At 32.7% G+C, this 15573-nt stretch carries 19 protein-coding genes; all 19 read right to left on the reverse strand.

Features of this window, described 5'->3' with window-relative positions:
• Positions 1–3: 3 nt before the first annotated feature.
• Complete coding sequence (locus D1B32_RS09585; RefSeq protein WP_118889207.1) at positions 4–939, reverse strand: cysteine peptidase family C39 domain-containing protein; 936 nt, start codon at positions 937–939, stop codon at positions 4–6.
• Between the two features lie 22 nt (positions 940–961).
• Positions 962–1819, reverse strand: coding sequence for an alpha/beta fold hydrolase (locus D1B32_RS09590; protein WP_118889208.1), 858 nt, complete (start codon positions 1817–1819; stop codon positions 962–964).
• 15 nt (positions 1820–1834) lie between these two features.
• Positions 1835–2626: an alpha/beta hydrolase gene (locus D1B32_RS09595; RefSeq protein WP_118889209.1), complete on the reverse strand. Its 792-nt coding sequence runs from the start codon at positions 2624–2626 to the stop codon at positions 1835–1837.
• A complete protein-coding gene (locus tag D1B32_RS09600; RefSeq protein ID WP_095312199.1) occupies positions 2616–3017 on the reverse strand; it encodes a 3-hydroxyacyl-ACP dehydratase FabZ family protein in 402 nt (133 codons plus the stop codon). Before D1B32_RS09600 ends, D1B32_RS09595 begins: the two co-directional genes overlap by 11 nt.
• Positions 3014–3418: a hotdog family protein gene (locus D1B32_RS09605; protein ID WP_118889210.1), complete on the reverse strand. Its 405-nt coding sequence runs from the start codon at positions 3416–3418 to the stop codon at positions 3014–3016. Before D1B32_RS09605 ends, D1B32_RS09600 begins: the two co-directional genes overlap by 4 nt.
• A gap of 1 nt (position 3419) precedes the next feature.
• Positions 3420–4178, reverse strand: coding sequence for a class I SAM-dependent methyltransferase (locus tag D1B32_RS09610; protein ID WP_095312194.1), 759 nt, complete (start codon positions 4176–4178; stop codon positions 3420–3422).
• A gap of 11 nt (positions 4179–4189) precedes the next feature.
• Positions 4190–5602 carry a class I adenylate-forming enzyme family protein gene (locus D1B32_RS09615; protein WP_118889211.1) on the reverse strand — a complete coding sequence of 471 codons (1413 nt, stop codon included), beginning with the start codon at positions 5600–5602 and terminating at the stop codon, positions 4190–4192.
• A 5-nt stretch (positions 5603–5607) separates the two neighbouring features.
• Positions 5608–5847 (reverse strand): acyl carrier protein, encoded by a 240-nt coding sequence (locus tag D1B32_RS09620; RefSeq protein ID WP_095312188.1) that lies wholly within the window; start codon positions 5845–5847, stop codon positions 5608–5610.
• Positions 5844–6743, reverse strand: coding sequence for a PDZ domain-containing protein (locus tag D1B32_RS09625; protein WP_118889212.1), 900 nt, complete (start codon positions 6741–6743; stop codon positions 5844–5846). The genes D1B32_RS09620 and D1B32_RS09625 overlap by 4 nt, the downstream gene beginning before the upstream one ends.
• Positions 6744–6907: 164 nt before the next feature.
• Positions 6908–8107 carry an FAD-dependent monooxygenase gene (locus tag D1B32_RS09635; RefSeq protein WP_095312179.1) on the reverse strand — a complete coding sequence of 400 codons (1200 nt, stop codon included), beginning with the start codon at positions 8105–8107 and terminating at the stop codon, positions 6908–6910.
• Positions 8108–8130: 23 nt separating this feature from the next.
• Entirely contained in the window at positions 8131–8655 is a 525-nt protein-coding gene (locus tag D1B32_RS09640; RefSeq protein WP_095312175.1) for a hypothetical protein, read from the reverse strand.
• A gap of 104 nt (positions 8656–8759) precedes the next feature.
• Positions 8760–9425: a sugar phosphate isomerase/epimerase family protein gene (locus D1B32_RS09645; RefSeq protein WP_118889214.1), complete on the reverse strand. Its 666-nt coding sequence runs from the start codon at positions 9423–9425 to the stop codon at positions 8760–8762.
• 73 nt (positions 9426–9498) lie between these two features.
• Positions 9499–10176 carry a helix-turn-helix domain-containing protein gene (locus tag D1B32_RS09650; protein WP_158586237.1) on the reverse strand — a complete coding sequence of 226 codons (678 nt, stop codon included), beginning with the start codon at positions 10174–10176 and terminating at the stop codon, positions 9499–9501.
• Between the two features lie 129 nt (positions 10177–10305).
• Entirely contained in the window at positions 10306–10683 is a 378-nt protein-coding gene (gene acpS / locus D1B32_RS09655) for a holo-ACP synthase (protein WP_118889216.1), read from the reverse strand.
• Positions 10680–11882, reverse strand: a complete 1203-nt coding sequence (locus D1B32_RS09660) for a glycosyltransferase (protein ID WP_187393144.1) — start codon at positions 11880–11882, stop codon at positions 10680–10682. Before D1B32_RS09660 ends, acpS begins: the two co-directional genes overlap by 4 nt.
• A 10-nt stretch (positions 11883–11892) precedes the next feature.
• Positions 11893–12603, reverse strand: a complete 711-nt coding sequence (locus D1B32_RS09665) for a sugar phosphate nucleotidyltransferase (RefSeq protein WP_118889218.1) — start codon at positions 12601–12603, stop codon at positions 11893–11895.
• Positions 12600–12956: an HAD hydrolase family protein gene (locus D1B32_RS09670; protein WP_118889219.1), complete on the reverse strand. Its 357-nt coding sequence runs from the start codon at positions 12954–12956 to the stop codon at positions 12600–12602. Before D1B32_RS09670 ends, D1B32_RS09665 begins: the two co-directional genes overlap by 4 nt.
• Positions 12953–13900, reverse strand: a complete 948-nt coding sequence (locus tag D1B32_RS09675; RefSeq protein ID WP_118889220.1) for a hypothetical protein — start codon at positions 13898–13900, stop codon at positions 12953–12955. Before D1B32_RS09675 ends, D1B32_RS09670 begins: the two co-directional genes overlap by 4 nt.
• Positions 13900–15498, reverse strand: a complete 1599-nt coding sequence (locus tag D1B32_RS09680) for a M3 family metallopeptidase (RefSeq protein WP_118889221.1) — start codon at positions 15496–15498, stop codon at positions 13900–13902. The genes D1B32_RS09675 and D1B32_RS09680 overlap by 1 nt, the downstream gene beginning before the upstream one ends.
• Positions 15499–15573 lie beyond the last annotated feature (75 nt).

Raw genomic sequence — 15573 nt, forward strand, 5'->3', positions numbered from 1 at the left:
ACCCTATCTTAATAATAATTGATTTAATTTTATTTCTATTTCCCATAAAGAATTGACTTTTTCTAGAACTAAGTTTTCTTTCACACGGTTACGTAAAATAGCTTTGTTCAACATATTCCGTAGCGAATCTGCTATTTGGGATGATTTCTTAGCCAAGTTTAGCACCTCACCATCAAAACCCACAAAATTAGCAAAATGAACAAACATTTCTCTTGAACCAGATAATAGTGTAAACGACGCACTAAGATGCTGTAGGGTTTCAACTAAGTTATTGAAATAGGGAGATTTTAGTTTCAAGAGGTCATCCACAGAATCAAATAATTCATATGTTTCATTCCGGTTGTCTATGAAGTCTTGAAATAATTTCTTAGTTTTTTCTTTTAAATCATCCATATTGTTGAAAGTTATAGGCTCAAAATAACTAATATATCTAAATCCACAGCCATTTTTGTAGGCAATCTCTAATTCACTTAGCGGATACTGAAATTTTGAAAAGATTGGTGCAGTTTCGTCGATAATATCTATTAAATTATCACGGAATCCCTTAATCATTATGGAATGAGGTGATTTTTCTTTTTGGTAACTCTGCTTTCGGTGTGGGAGATGAAATGTGTCTACTGACACAAACACAATATTCCCACTATCTATAATCTCTTTAATTCCCTCTTGTATATTATATAAAGATTCTGAATGTATATCTCTCTTTTCCAGTCCAATCAATTGCCAATCAGAATGTTGAAAACCCAGCTCATCAAAGTGGTATCTAGATTTTTTTTGTTTAATAATCTGAATCATTATCTCATTTGTTGAATCTAAGCAATTATAATACAGTGCTTCTACTCGATATCCCATTTGTTTTAAATAACTAACATACTGACTTTTACTGCAATCCAAATAATTTAGATCAAACAAGTATTTTCCTTCTAAATCGATTCCCATACTTTTTGTCTCCTTTTTGGTATTACCTTAATAAGGGACAGAAATCTGTACATTTCCTTCCTTTTACTAACGATTCTATTATTTCAATCAACTTATCCATTGCAGAAGGATGTTGATGATAATATTCTACTTGCTCTAATTTATATACCTTATTAAACTGGTCTATCAATTCGAATTTCCAATCTTTTTCACCTATAATCAGCGTTAGATTTTGTACTAACATTAATTCTTTCATTGGGATTAGCTTGTCTATCTGCTCGATAAGAGAAGAGGAAATTCTTTGTCCATGAAGATATAACAAATGCGAACCAAACTTAGTAAAATAATTATATTGATGAATATCAAAATCACTTAACGTATAATAATCATATCCGGTTACTAATTCTTGGGAGTCTAGCGATCCTATCCTGTTTAGTTTTTGAAGAACTTCTTTGGCAAATATATCTCTTGACTTCGGAATAGGCGCAATTATGGGAGAAATAGCTATTACTTTGCAATCAATGTTATAAAGTTTTTCTATTTTCTGGCAAACTCTACAAGCAATTATCCCACCTAGCGCGTTTCCAACAAGATATAATACCGGAGGTTTAAACAACTTAATACCAATTTTCACTACTCTAAGACTATCCTCATACATTGTCTGAAGATTAACCTCTTCCATTGATCCTTTACTATCTCCACATCCCTTATAGTCAAATTGAATGAACTTTTGCCCTCTTTTTTCAAGATGTTTTCTTAAATTAGAAAAAAGATAATTCTTTTCACTCATTGCTTGACCTAAGCCAGGAAATGTAACAACTAAGCTATCACACTCGTTGGAACCATATTCTATTAGTCCACATATCTCTTTATTTTTACCCAACCAGCGCTGTTTCCACATGTAATATCCTCCATTCTACCCGAATTGTGATAAAAGCCAATTCAACGTCTTTGTCATTAATAAGTTTTCAAATTTCTCCGAAGTAAATAAGTGGCCTGCTTTCGGTATAGTAAGGGTTTGATTTTTAGCGCTCTCATTATATATTGGTAATTCATTTATTTCCATGTGTACCATTTCCTCTTGTACCAAAGGGTCATCTCCTCCAAATATAAGTAGGGATTTATCATTATAGGATTTAATCTCATTCATAATATTTACCCTTTGTAGATCACGGTAAAAATCCATACTAATCCATAATCCTGCCCATGGCATTACTATTTTATCTTTCTGCACCTCATGACGAGAGAATCTAGGTCTTTTATTATTTGGATAATTTCCCCCGTATTCATTGAAAAGAGGACTCCAAATAACCACTTTATCAACTTTTGTTCGATTTGCTGCCATTATTGCAATTCTCGCACCGTCACTAAATCCTAAATAAGCAATCTTGCTATTATCTACAAAATCAAGATTTGTTGTGTAACGATAAGCAGCTTGTATGTTTGATACTTTTGTGGAAGTTGTCATATCATAATAAAACCCATCACTAAGACCCATCCCATAATAATCAAATCTAAGAGTAGCAATCCCTCTTTCAGCTAGCACACGGGCATATTTTACCGCTAGTCGATGCACTTCGTATCTTTCCCCGTTCTTACCCGGACAGTAAATGACAGCGGGACAGGTCCCTTTTAAGTTCTCTGGTATATGTAATACTCCTGCTAGACGTCCCTGATCTTCAAGTTCTATCAATCTCTCAATTGTCATGACAGACCCCTCTTCGAAAAATAAATTTAGCCTTCGCAACCGTAATTTGATTTACTTTACCGAATGATTTAAAAATGACTTGCTCATAATCAATATATTCTACTGTGATGGAATAACTTATGATGTCACCTGGATATATGCTGTGAAGAAACCTAGACTGTATTTTACTAGGAGATAAATTATAGATAGATAGTTCCTTAAACTTGTTTGCTGCTTTGATTGATTGAAGCATACCTTCCACTACTAGCATTCCTGGAAAGATACTATATTCTTTAAAATGCCCTTGTAGAAAAAAATCGCTATAGCTAACATATTTTTGACTCTTAATTTCATCTTGACTTACTTCTATTTGGTCAATTAAGCACCATGGCTTTTGAAATTCTAACATCATTTTTGTACTCCTACTGTTAAAATACAACCCATTATTATTTTATTATTAGATGTAACTTTTCCTTCAAGAATAGCTTGTTTGTCATGAATACGAAGCGGTTTAACTTCAAACGAAAGCATGCCACCATATAAAGGTGCCTTTTGAATATAATCACTTTTTACAGATCCAAGAACTGGAAACTCATTTTTTTGAAGTGGTTTGGTTTCAAGCTGAATAAAAATGACAGCTGTTTGTGCAACTCCTTCAAGCATGATTGAATAAGGAACTTCTTCTTTATTGTCCAGCCAATATAACTTTTGGGTATTTAGTTTTGTCCTTAGAAGTTTAGAAGGTTGATAGGTATCAACCTTCTCTACAAGGCGAAAGGGTAATTGATGTGGTAAAAGATCCATATAGTTCATGTCAAACACCTTTACTCTTTTGATACTTCATAATCATTCTAGGGGAAGTCGCGGAATATGGCTGGTTATTGAAATACCCAAAAGAATCCCTTAATTGTAGACCACTTATTTGATTCATATGGATAATCTCAGAAGCCGTGTAGAGTCTTAAATTTAGTAAAAACTCTTTCTCTTCACCATGTTCTTCCCATTTAATTATTTCATTCCATCGACCAGTTAGATAGTTGAACTCTCTTTGATTCCATACGAATTTATTATTCATGTAGTACCAAGACTGCTTATTGTAATTATTTACCTTTGCTTCCCGATTATCCAAATCTTGTATAAATACTCCATTTGGTCTTAAGGCTCGATAAACATTTTTTAATGTAATCTCGTCATCCTGTTGCCTTTCAACATAGCCAAATGCTGTTCCCATATTTATTACAGCATCATATTCATTAAGATAATTCATATTTCTCATATCAGAATAGATGAAATTAATAGACACTGATTCCCTTTTTGCTCTATTTTTAGCTTCTTCTAACAAATCACGCGAAGCATCTAATCCCGTAACATTATATCCGTATTTAGCTAAAGGTATTGAAATCCTTCCTTGACCACATCCTAAATCAAGAATCTTAGCATCACCAGTTAGTTCGAGATTGTTAATCAGAAATTGAAGTTCATCGTTCGTTCGATCTTTGGTTAATATCTCTTCCGAGAATTTTAAGTAATCACTCGAAAAGAAACTCTGCCATTTTTCCATAAAAAACTTCATCTTCTTTCCTTTTATTTTGTTTGTTTTAATAGAATACGACTCAGCTTTCCTGTACTTCCGTTCGGTATTTCTTGTTGTATTTTAATCTTGTCGGGCCAAAACTTAGTATCCCATTTTCTAATCTCTTTTCTTAATAAAAGAGGATCGTAGCTTTTGGTAGGAACAATATGTGCTACCAGTTCAAATGCATGATTTTCTCTTTTAACTATCTCTACTATCGTGTCCTCAACATATGGCGTAGCCCTTAATAACTCCTCTACGTCCTCCAGTTGTATATTGATACCATTCCGTATAAATATATTATCTGCCCTACCATAAATATACAGATTCTCTCCAATCATTTTTGCTATATCATGCGTATTTAGCCAACCATCTACCAATGCTTGTTCAGTTAACTTCTTTTGTCTAAAATACCCTTTCATCACACTTGGTCCCTTCACGTTTAAATAACCCTTAACCCCTTTACTAACTTGTTTCCCACTCTTATCGGTAATTTTAATTTTGAGGTTGCTTAGTGGATTTCCGACGGACGCTTCTTGAAAGGTTCCTTGCATCTTCTCCATACTGATTCTTGGTGAAGCCTCTGTAAGTCCATATCCATTAAAAACTTGGATAGTTTCCAGGAGCTTGTTAGAGATATCTAAATACTGGTACTTGTACAGCCTCTCACCACTAAGAACTACCTTTGTAAGTGATCGATATAGTTTGTAATTTTTTAGTTGAAGGATTTTAAACATTAGGGAGGGGGTCAAAAACATCATCGTAACCTGATGCATTTTTATAAGCTTTATACTATGGAATGGGGATTCAGTATGTTTCTTCACTACAAACGAGGCACCTGCGATTAACCCAGCCATTAACTCTCCGGTTATAGAAGAAGCATAGAGGAGTGGACGGATAATTAAAAGTCTGTCTTCTTGTTCTATTTGTAATTGCTGTTTTATTTGTAAAGCATTGTTTATGATATTATCATACGTTAGCATGATGCCTTTTGGACTCCCAGTCGTTCCTGATGTATAAAGCACAAATGCCACACCTCTTAACTCTTTGTATCCCGTTACCTTGTGATTAATATCAATCTTAGTTAATTTTCCATCATCATCAACGTGAGCATTCTTCACTATTATCCCAAATGTTGAGTTAAGTATTTTTTTGGTTTGATTTGGACTATTTATTAAGTCTATTGGAATAATAGTAACTTTCTCTGCCAAACACGCCAGGTACAAAGGGATTAGCTTCCAACCTAAAGTTATGTCTGTAAACATTACTGGTTGACCTTGTTTCTTATTAGATTCTGTATATGCTCGAATAAGTTCTTGATTATTTTTAGTAGTTTCATATATTTCTTGATAACAAATACTTCTATTATTGTTTCTTATACAGATACGTTCAGCCTTCTTTTTCATAAGTTTTAGAAGGTCCAATTACATTAAACCTCCTTTTCTAACCTTTCAATTACCTCTCTAACTGTTGTTGTACTCTGTATATCCAATAAATCATCCGGGAATTCAATATGATACTCTTCTTCGATCAGCACCACAAATTCCATAAATCGTAGAGAATCGAATCCAATATCTATTATTGTATCTTCTTCATGAATAGACTTTATCGGTAATAAACCACAATATTTATCACTTAATAGTTCAATGACTCTGTCTTTTATCTTCATCTTTTTCCACCTTTATCTTTTTTCCAAAGCGATCCAGAGGACGAACGTTGTTTTGCAAGGTTCTCTCTTTTCTGTCGAATATCATCAAATGTATCTTCATCCGTATCTACTAGTCCAGTAAAATTTCCCTCTAATGATAAATATGCTTGTGTGTAATGACTGGAACCATTTCTTAGATATTTAATATTAATTGCATCTTTCTCTATATTAAACGATGATATTACACGTACAAATTCATCGTAGTTTGCTGTTTCTTTGTTGTTCAAAGCGATGATAATATCACCCTTTTCTAATCCTGCTTTACTAGCAGGACTGTTAGGGAATACTTCTAATAAATAATTACCTGTATCTGCATAATTATGTTCTAACTTCTGTTCTTCATTGACCGTGCAATTTAATACCCCGAGTCTAGGATAACTAAATAGCGGAGTCCTCAAGTCCATCCCTAATTCCAATACTGATTTTAGATTGAGCAACGATCTTGTCCAACCTAGCCTCATACATTCTCGGAACCATTGTCCATAAGTATCTGATTCGAATCCTTCAACCATTAGCGTAAGTTTGGTTAAATTATCCCTCTCCTTTATAAGCATTGTTGAAGTTTGAACCTGAAAGGTTTGAACGGATCCATCAGGGGAAATTGATTCATACGTATCCTTTACACGAAATGTATCATTTTTATCAAACTGTAATATATACTGATCGTTTTCGATGTCCCCATAATTTAATAAAAAATGATCTCCTGGCTTCGGCTGCTCATTTTTCCCTCTTAATTCTGCTTTATATGTTAAGTACGTATTCATCCCCTCTGCGGTTGCGATGGAATACCATACTTTGTCAATTGGGGCTTCAAAATAGGTTTCAATATGAAAAGATTCAGAAGCGTTCTTCATCATCATAAACCTCCTGCAATTTCTTTTTTCCTTTTACATAGGCAGTTTTTTGACTGGCTTGGTTTGCTTTGTTGATTTTAAACATAGACTGAAAAAGCGTCAATAGAATTTTATTTGTGCAAACCATTGAATGAGCACTCTTAATCTTAACAAATAGGAAGTACACATTAACCGCCCTCCTGCAACATTGTCATAATTTGGTTTGAATGAAGTGCTATTTTTTTAGCTAGGCTCGGAAACGTGCATAACATACTAGTCAGTTCATGCTGAACACTGTTAATATTCGTTTTTTGGAAATTTTGTGTACTTACGGATGAATAAAATTGAGGAAGTATTCTATTATCACGCAAATTTTGATAAATAGACATGGATTCCTCCCAACTTTGCTTCTCTTTGAGATATAAATCAAGTTGAAGCGCTAATTGTTCTGCAGTACAAACTGCATTATCAATACCCACCCCTGCTATCGGATGCAGAAAAGCGCTCGAGTCACCCACAAGAACCCATCTTTTACCATAAGGTTTCTTGAAGTTACTATTAACTTTCTTAATGCCTTTTATTTTTCCTGCTATTTTTAAATTATCTATTCTCGGTACAAGCATTCTTAGCTGATATAATTGTTGGATAAAGCCATTCGGGTTACATATTTCCTTAAACTTGGAAGGAGGAACCATAATTGCAAAGCAATGCATGTTTTGATCGATTGGATTTCCAATAACGACTCCATTAGGGGTCCAATACCATTCTACTGTACCTACTGGCATTGGATTAATTCCCTTAATATATGCATAAACCACTCCAAGTTCTTCATTCTTATTTACTAAAGTAGTTTTGGCGCTAACCTTACGGGAAATCAGTGAATTTCTTCCATCAGCTCCAACTATGATGTTTCCATAAAAGGACTGATTAGAAGTACAACCTTTTTTCTTACCTGTAACTCCTATAATTTCACCTTTACTATTTTCTATAATGTCATTAACATTAAACCCCAAATTCACTTTGATATTAGGTAATTTACTTACTTCCTGCAATAAATATGAATCAAGCAACTCTCTTCTAATACTTATTACACGATTAGAAACTACTGTATCTGATTCAAAAATGTGTCCCTCCACATCAACTCTAAACCTCTCTAAAATCGGGGAACCACAATTTTCTATTTTGTAATTGATGTTTAATGACTTGTAAATATCTACTTCACCAATAATATGTGTGGAGAGTGTTGGTCCCATTTTTGAGGATTTGTCTAGCAATAAAACTTTATAACCTAATCTTCCTAAAAATATAGCTAGAGAAGCTCCGGCACATCTTGCACCGACTATTATAACGTCAAAAATAGTACTTCCTCCTATAAACAAAAGGGTCAATTAAGACCCTTTTGCAATTATAATTAATTAGATTGTAGGCAGTTATATAAGGATCCTGCCTCGTTTCCATTATTATCGTAAATCGGAACAACATCTTGTGAATGGAAAACTGCATCTTTTGGTGGAAGTCCTTTAATTAAACCCTTCATGTAAATAGGCTTTTTATTATGGAGCGCACCCTCCGGAGTTTCAATAACCCAGTATAAGAATGATTCTGCATCAACACCATTATTTATGGTACTATTTACTGGAATTTTCGCTCTCGCTTTAATTGTCTCCCCTTGTCCATCAATACCACCACGAACACGAATCTCTTTTCCTGGCCACAGCACTTTAGAAGTTGCCACTAAATCTACATTTTGAATTTCTACTTCAACATCAATTCCGGATTTGATGCTAAATTCTGAATCACTTACAGTAAATTCAGTTGGACGTTCTTGCTTAAATTCTAATTCTTCACGACGCCCGTCAACAAGTTCTAGAATTGTTCTACTTGTTGATGTTTCTAATTTTAATGATTTCTTTAAAGCAGTGTTAAGTTTATTCAAATTATCCCTCCTCTATTTTAGCGTCTCTAGAGACAATAATATAATCTCATTTTTAACTTCTAAGTGCTCTGTTTTTAAATGTTTAATAATCTTCTTTTTTTATGCTATTGATAGAACATCTTTAAAGAGCCCTCGACTACTTCTATGGCTTTAGGTTCAATTCGATCTATCTCCAACGTTAATAATTGGCGATAATTACTCTTTATTAAAAAAGACAAAAAATCTACCTCCTCTTGGTTAATTTGATAGTGCTGATCATGGATTTTCTTCATTCCTTTAATATGAAATTCAGTTATAACATCATAGTATTTTTCATAAAATTTATACAGGTTTAAATTTGCGGCTTTTAAATGACTAAGGTCTGGAACTAAAGAAATATTTTCTTTTTCATATTCCAACACTAAATCGATATCCTCACTAGTAAATATAGAGGTTGCCTTATGAGGATGGATTCCCACATGGATTCCAATGTTGGTATACCTTTTAACAATTTCTCTCATCATCTCTAGCATTTTTTCTTTTGAATCAGTATGGTTTTTAAAAAGAAATCCAGAGCACAGAATAACGAAATTAATATCTAGATATCGAAGTAGTTTGCTAAGTTTATCATGATGTAAGTAAATACTTCTCCTCTGACTCCAAACCCCAAAATGTCCAAATTCATATACTCCTGATATTACTAATTGATTTTCATATACCTTATCCCTAATCCAACCTGGGTCGTTAGACAATAGAATATTACTACCAATTTCACATTTTTTAATTTGCATTTTATTTAATTCTTGAAATGCCTTGACATAATTATTACCCCAAGGGAAAATGTGACATGAAAGTTGATTACATCTAAACTTCGTAATTATTATCCTCCTTATAGACTACTAATGAACTTGTTTGATTTCGAAAAGCGGAAGGATTTAAACCAACATATCTTCTAAAGATTTTAGAAAAGTGGGTTAAATTACCGTAACCAACATTTAAACAAGTTTCAGTTACTGATGCTCCTCTTCTAAGTAAAGCCTTTGCTTTATTTATCCGAAGTCTAATAAGATACTCTTTAAATCCAATACCGCAATACATTTTAAATATCTTTGAAAGATATGAAGTGCTAATATTAAATTCTTTGGAGACTTTTAATAAACTTAGAGTATTATCATGGGTATTATTATTGATATGTTGGATTATATTATTAATTAAAGTTGATTTATTTTTATTTGTGGAATTTTTAATTGAAAGTATTCCAATAGTTTCGAGGTAATCACAGATTAGAGGGATGTCACATTGTTTTATCCCAATAAACGTTACAAAAGCCGTATCTCCTAGTTTGCTTAACCTCCAATCAAAAGGCAGACTATGTTTTGAGGTTAGAAATACAATTAACTTATATTTACCTTTAATTTCTTTCTTTTTAACTAAATTGTTGTACTGATTGGCCGTTTTAATATAAGCTACTTCTATTACATTACTATTACTTTTAAAATCACTGGGAGGGGAGCTGGAATCAAAAACTACAAGTATTTTCAAAAATATATTCATCCTCCTATCTGTTAATATATATTAACCCTATCCATCAATATCTGTAATAGGTGGTCCCATACAATATAATATTTTTTTCTATGCTCCGTTTTTTCCCATTAGGAGTAAAACATTGGCTTATAGTTTTCGACTAATAACAACAAGTCCAACTGCATAGTTACCAGAATGTGAAATACTTACGTCAATCTTGTATTCTAAGTCACTCAATTTGTCCCTTAGGTCACTGTATAAATTAATATGTGGTTTGCCATTTGGAAGATTATCTACCTCTATATTTTTTAATGATCTTAGATTGGTTATGCCTTTTCCAATTGCTTTTAAAAAAGCTTCCTTCACAGCCCATTTCCCTGCTAAAGTTTGATTTATATCTAATTCTTTTGCATACTCTCTCTCTCTCTTTGTGAAAACTCTTTGAATAAAATGTGGATTGCTTCTGTTTAACGTTTCCTCAAATTTTGATATATCCTGGATATCTATTCCAATTCCATAAATCATAATTTACTCTGCTCGCTTTTTAATAATGAACATACAATATCAAATACCTTTATTTCCCCCTTATAATCTCTACTTTTAATCTCTTTTTGAAAGAGTCTTATGTTATTTTGATAGGAAGGATCATTAACCATAAATTCGATCATATTTGATAATTGGTTGATTGTGGTTGTGTCAGGAATGATATAATCACCAAATTTATAATTTGCAATTTGTTTCGCATTAAAAAAACGCTCGCTGTGGGTTGGAAGAACAAGTGATGGCGTGGAAGTTACAATGGAAGATAAACAACTGCCATGACCACCATGGTGAATAAACAAACTTGCTTTTCTTAACAAATATTCATTAAAATACGGAATCAAAGATACATTTTTCGGCAATTCCCATGTAAACATTTGATGGTCTTTTTCAGTTGAAGCTATAACAAAGTGCAACTCTGGTAATTTTTTGCTCACTTGTGTTACTTGTTCTACTATTTTTAGTCCTGTTTCACCCGTAGTATCCTGAAGTCTCCCTGGGTATACTAAGACGTATCGCTCTTTATCAGGGACGGTATTCCCATAATGAATAAAGTTCATACTTATAGGTCCAACATATTCAATATCTTTAGAAAAGATAGGATCGATTTCAGGAAAGCTTGGAACAATTGTTTTTGTACCAATGGATAATTCTTCTATTCTATTTATGGGATTCATATCTAGCTTTTTTAAAATATTATTAATAATCGTAGTCACTTTTGGTAAATTACGTGGGACCTCATCATGAAACGGCATTCCATCAGGGTGAAGACAACTCTGAACAATAGATAATGTAGGAATACCTAAAAATTTAGCTGCTATCATTGTGTTTGGGCTTAAATCTGTAATTACAAGGTCTGGTTTATATCGGTTTAACATATTTATTCGATGTGCTATCCAACTATCTGTGAATTTAGGATCTAACAACCCCATTTGTGCATAGTATTGATCGAGATTATAAAATGTACTGGTAGGATTTAATAAAAATTCCTTTCTTGGCATTGTTGGATCATCATCCATCAATACTTTATAACCAGCGCTTTCAATAATCTTAATAGCACTTTCGTCATATATACTAAAACATACTTCCATACCTGATTTAGAACACTCCTCAGCTATGGGAAAAGTCCTTGATAAAGGGCCAAGGCCTCCGCTTAGTCCTATAAATATTTTATAATTAATCACATTTTCACCTTCATTCATATTTTTTTATGAACTTTTCAATTTCTGATGGATTTCCGAACGTATAACATTTTTCCACTTTTACTGACTCAAATTGGGTACCCAGATTTAGCATTTTTTCAATTACCATAGATATATAGTATTCTTGCTTTATACCCTTAAAAAGATCACTGTTTTCCTTAGCTATAGTTAAAAATTGCTCTGTGTTTGGAAAGTAGTATAGACCTGTTGTTGCATACTTTGAAATAACCTTTTTTTCCTTTATAGTCAAAATATTATTGTTATTATCTACGTCGACATAGCTAAAAGAATCATCTTTAGATTCAAATACAAAAACCATACCTTTGATCGAGTTATCTAGCTTAGTACGGATATTCGAACATTGTTGATACGTATCTCCATTAAATATTAAGAGTGGTTCATCTTTTTTAAAAAAGGCTTCCGCTTTTAAGACTGTTTCAGTTTGACCATGTGTATACTCGTGTAACGATACTATAATTGCATCGGGGCAAATATCGTAAATTTTCTTCTTTAACTCAGTGCTATTGAGATGATGATCAAGACAAATAAATGTAACTCGATATTCATCTAATAAATCCTTAATTCCTTCAAGCGCCCAATAAAACATTGGCTTACCTAAAACATCAATTAATACTTTTGGTTCAGTATACCCTGCCTGTTTAAAGCGAGTCCCTTTACCCGCTAAAGGGATGACTATATTCATATATAATTACCTTTCATCAAGTTTGTTTCAACGTCATTCCAAGAAGTGAATTTCATTGCTAAATCATCAATGTATATATCGCCATATGGTTTTCCAAATAATATTTCATCATACTTAATATCGTAATGGTTTAACCAATCAATTGTTATTTTGCCAATATTGGCATTTACCTTTCCTAAGTTTCCCTTAAAGGTTTTCATATTACGAGCAGTATAAATAATAATCTCATGGCCTTCCTTTTTTAACTGATTAATTATTTGTATCGCTCCATCTTTTGGTAATACATCCTCATATCGTTGATTTGGTTTTTTCAATTCACAAATTGTTCCATCCAAGTCTATTACAATCCTCATATACTTCTCCTTTCAGCATCTGATTTGTCGAGCAATGATACTCCAAGTGCATACATCGTAAGTTGCTTTTTGTAATTTCCCTTATGTAAAGGAATCATAGATAAGAATAATAATGCCTCTATTACATTAATACTTTGGTGATTATGATAATAACTTGTCCATATTTCATTTATTTTTTGGTGATAAGGTGACTGGTTAATCTGAAAATCAAGCCCCATCCCTCTAATTATTAACTGAAACTTATCCGATATAATGTGATCATATCCTGATAAACTATGTTTAATTTTAGCTATATCGTAATTTTGATCCCCGTGTATACCAGCCCTTCCAAAACTCCCTCTTGGATCTATCAATTTTACTTCCTTTGTTGAAGTATTAAAGAAAATATTTGAGAAACATAAATCTCCATGTATGATACTTGGCTGGGCCTGATTTATAATAAAGGATAATAATTCACTATTTTCTTCAAGATAACGCATCGGGCATTGCATCAATTTTCCGTTGACATTTAGATAACCCCTTTTGTATATACCATAAGCTGTGCTATTCTGTTCAATGAAACGCTTTAATCGGGAAATTGATTTAGTAATGTACATGGAGGATAAATCCTCATACTTAACAGTCGCTTGGTATTGAGAAAATACTTCTAAAATATGATCTATTTTAGGAAGAATAGTACTTTTCCAATCCTGAATTGGTAGTTCTTCATTCAAAAACAATTCAGATACAGTTGGCCAATGTATATACTCCATCTCTATAAAGGCATTTTCCAACCTGTCAGAATAGTTGACAATCTTAGGGAGATATCTTTGTAGTGATTTGGGCAGTTTTAAATACCAGTAAATTTCATTGATTAGTTTAGTAGAATCTATACTTGTTTTTTTTATAGTGTTTTGCTTTGAATTATACCGAACATCATTAAAGTATCTTGAGTTTAATTTCATTACATCTCATTCTCCAGTAACTGTTTAATATCATAGATTAAGTAACCCGGATTTAACTGATCCTGGAAGGAGGACTTTAATATATTTCTCCAACTTTTTGAGTGGCCAAACCAAAAGATGTTTTCCTTCAAGTATTGTATTCCTTCTTTTGAATGAGATGATCTATACTTTCTTGCCATGTTATTGCCAATTTGGGAAGCAATGATCTCACCTAGTAAATAGTTATGATAATAGGCGGGTAAAGTTGTAAGATGTGGCTTAACAGCCCATACTGGTATATCCCATTTAATTGGCTTTTCTATTCTTTGTACATCACCAACAATATCCCACCATAAACGATTAAGATCTTGATTCGGATTACGATATAACTCCTGTTCAAATATTGTCATTGTCATTGTCCAATAAACTTTAACAAGAAGATGACTGACAAAATCTTGTTGACCAATAAATTTATCTGATTGTGTTCCTTCATTTGAAATAACATTCCGATACCAACTCTTTTTAAAAACTAACCTTTCAAAATATATAGCGCTTGCTTCACTCATGAAAATCTCAGAGGATTTTTTTAAGATGAATGGTAAATCCATGTTAACGTTATACTCATAAACAGCATGGCCAAGTTCATGCAAAAGAAGTGAAAGTGATTTTTGGTTTTGGTGATAATGAGCGGATATTCGAACATCTTTATCTCGATCAATATTCAGACAAAAATTAGCAGCGCTTTTATCTTCATTGGCTGAAATATCGCTATTCTTTAAAATGTCTTTTATATCTAACCCAATTTCTTGAAACCAATTAGTTAATTTACTCGTTACAGTTTTTACTGTTATAGCTGGGTCTTCTAGATAGCTAAGATTTACTTCCTGAAAAAATGGATGTGGATAGTGCCAAGGATACAATTGTTTTATATTAAATTTGTCCTGTAATTGTTTATCTATATTCTTTTTAATGTAACTATATTCTCCATCTAGATTGGTTCTAATCCCAGTAATAATGGAGTTTAGTTCTATTTTGTCTAAACCTTGGCTGCTTAATTTTAAATCATAAAAGTTTTCAAACCCTTTTTCTTTTGCGATCTTATTTCTGATATTTACTAATTCTATTAGACTACTTTGCAACTCATCTCCAACCTTCATATATTGGTACCATAACTCTTCTCTCTGACTATTATTTTGTTCCGTTTCTAGAATTCTTAAAACTTGTTGTTCTGTTAATTTTTTCCCCTTAAATTCAGTTTTATTCGTTGCAATTACATAGTGAGCTTCGTTCCAGAGTTTGGTGTACCGATGTTGAAGAGATGGATTTAACGATAACTCAAGCATTTCATTGTATAGACATGATATTTGCCTTTTAGATAATAGGTCCATGTTACGGTCTTTTTGTAATAATCGAATTAAATGAATCAGATTAGGTGAAGATATTTCATCATTATAAGACTTTTCATCTTGTTCTAACTGTTCAACCCATCTTTGATCATTCGTGGTAAGCATTAGCCATAAAGAGTATATATATTGTTGATATTTGTTCTGAAGCCTTTCGTTAATGAGCGATAAAACTAATTTCGTATTTGAGAGGTCCATCCAATCTTCCCCTTTCATTTAAAAGTCCTTTAGTGCCCTTACTTACTATTTCGCTCCATTTTAATATTTTTATATTCAATTACTACAAAGGGA

The organism is Oceanobacillus profundus (assembly GCF_003515705.1).
GTDB lineage: Bacteria > Bacillota > Bacilli > Bacillales > Amphibacillaceae > Oceanobacillus > Oceanobacillus profundus.

Bases quoted from the DNA above. Each gene is read 5' to 3' on its own strand.
- D1B32_RS09585 (WP_118889207.1), bottom strand. From the start codon at position 939: ATGGGAATCGATTTAGAAGGAAAATACTTGTTTGATCTAAATTATTTG.
- D1B32_RS09590 (WP_118889208.1), bottom strand. From the start codon at position 1,819: ATGTGGAAACAGCGCTGGTTGGGTAAAAATAAAGAGATATGTGGACTA.
- D1B32_RS09595 (WP_118889209.1), bottom strand. From the start codon at position 2,626: ATGACAATTGAGAGATTGATAGAACTTGAAGATCAGGGACGTCTAGCA.
- D1B32_RS09600 (WP_095312199.1), bottom strand. From the start codon at position 3,017: ATGATGTTAGAATTTCAAAAGCCATGGTGCTTAATTGACCAAATAGAA.
- D1B32_RS09605 (WP_118889210.1), bottom strand. From the start codon at position 3,418: ATGAACTATATGGATCTTTTACCACATCAATTACCCTTTCGCCTTGTA.
- D1B32_RS09610 (WP_095312194.1), bottom strand. From the start codon at position 4,178: ATGAAGTTTTTTATGGAAAAATGGCAGAGTTTCTTTTCGAGTGATTAC.
- D1B32_RS09620 (WP_095312188.1), bottom strand. From the start codon at position 5,847: ATGAAGATAAAAGACAGAGTCATTGAACTATTAAGTGATAAATATTGT.
- D1B32_RS09625 (WP_118889212.1), bottom strand. From the start codon at position 6,743: ATGATGAAGAACGCTTCTGAATCTTTTCATATTGAAACCTATTTTGAA.
- D1B32_RS09645 (WP_118889214.1), bottom strand. From the start codon at position 9,425: ATGCAAATTAAAAAATGTGAAATTGGTAGTAATATTCTATTGTCTAAC.
- acpS (WP_118889216.1), bottom strand. From the start codon at position 10,683: ATGATTTATGGAATTGGAATAGATATCCAGGATATATCAAAATTTGAG.
- D1B32_RS09665 (WP_118889218.1), bottom strand. From the start codon at position 12,603: ATGAATATAGTCATCCCTTTAGCGGGTAAAGGGACTCGCTTTAAACAG.
- D1B32_RS09670 (WP_118889219.1), bottom strand. From the start codon at position 12,956: ATGAGGATTGTAATAGACTTGGATGGAACAATTTGTGAATTGAAAAAA.
- D1B32_RS09675 (WP_118889220.1), bottom strand. From the start codon at position 13,900: ATGAAATTAAACTCAAGATACTTTAATGATGTTCGGTATAATTCAAAG.
- D1B32_RS09680 (WP_118889221.1), bottom strand. From the start codon at position 15,498: ATGAAAGGGGAAGATTGGATGGACCTCTCAAATACGAAATTAGTTTTA.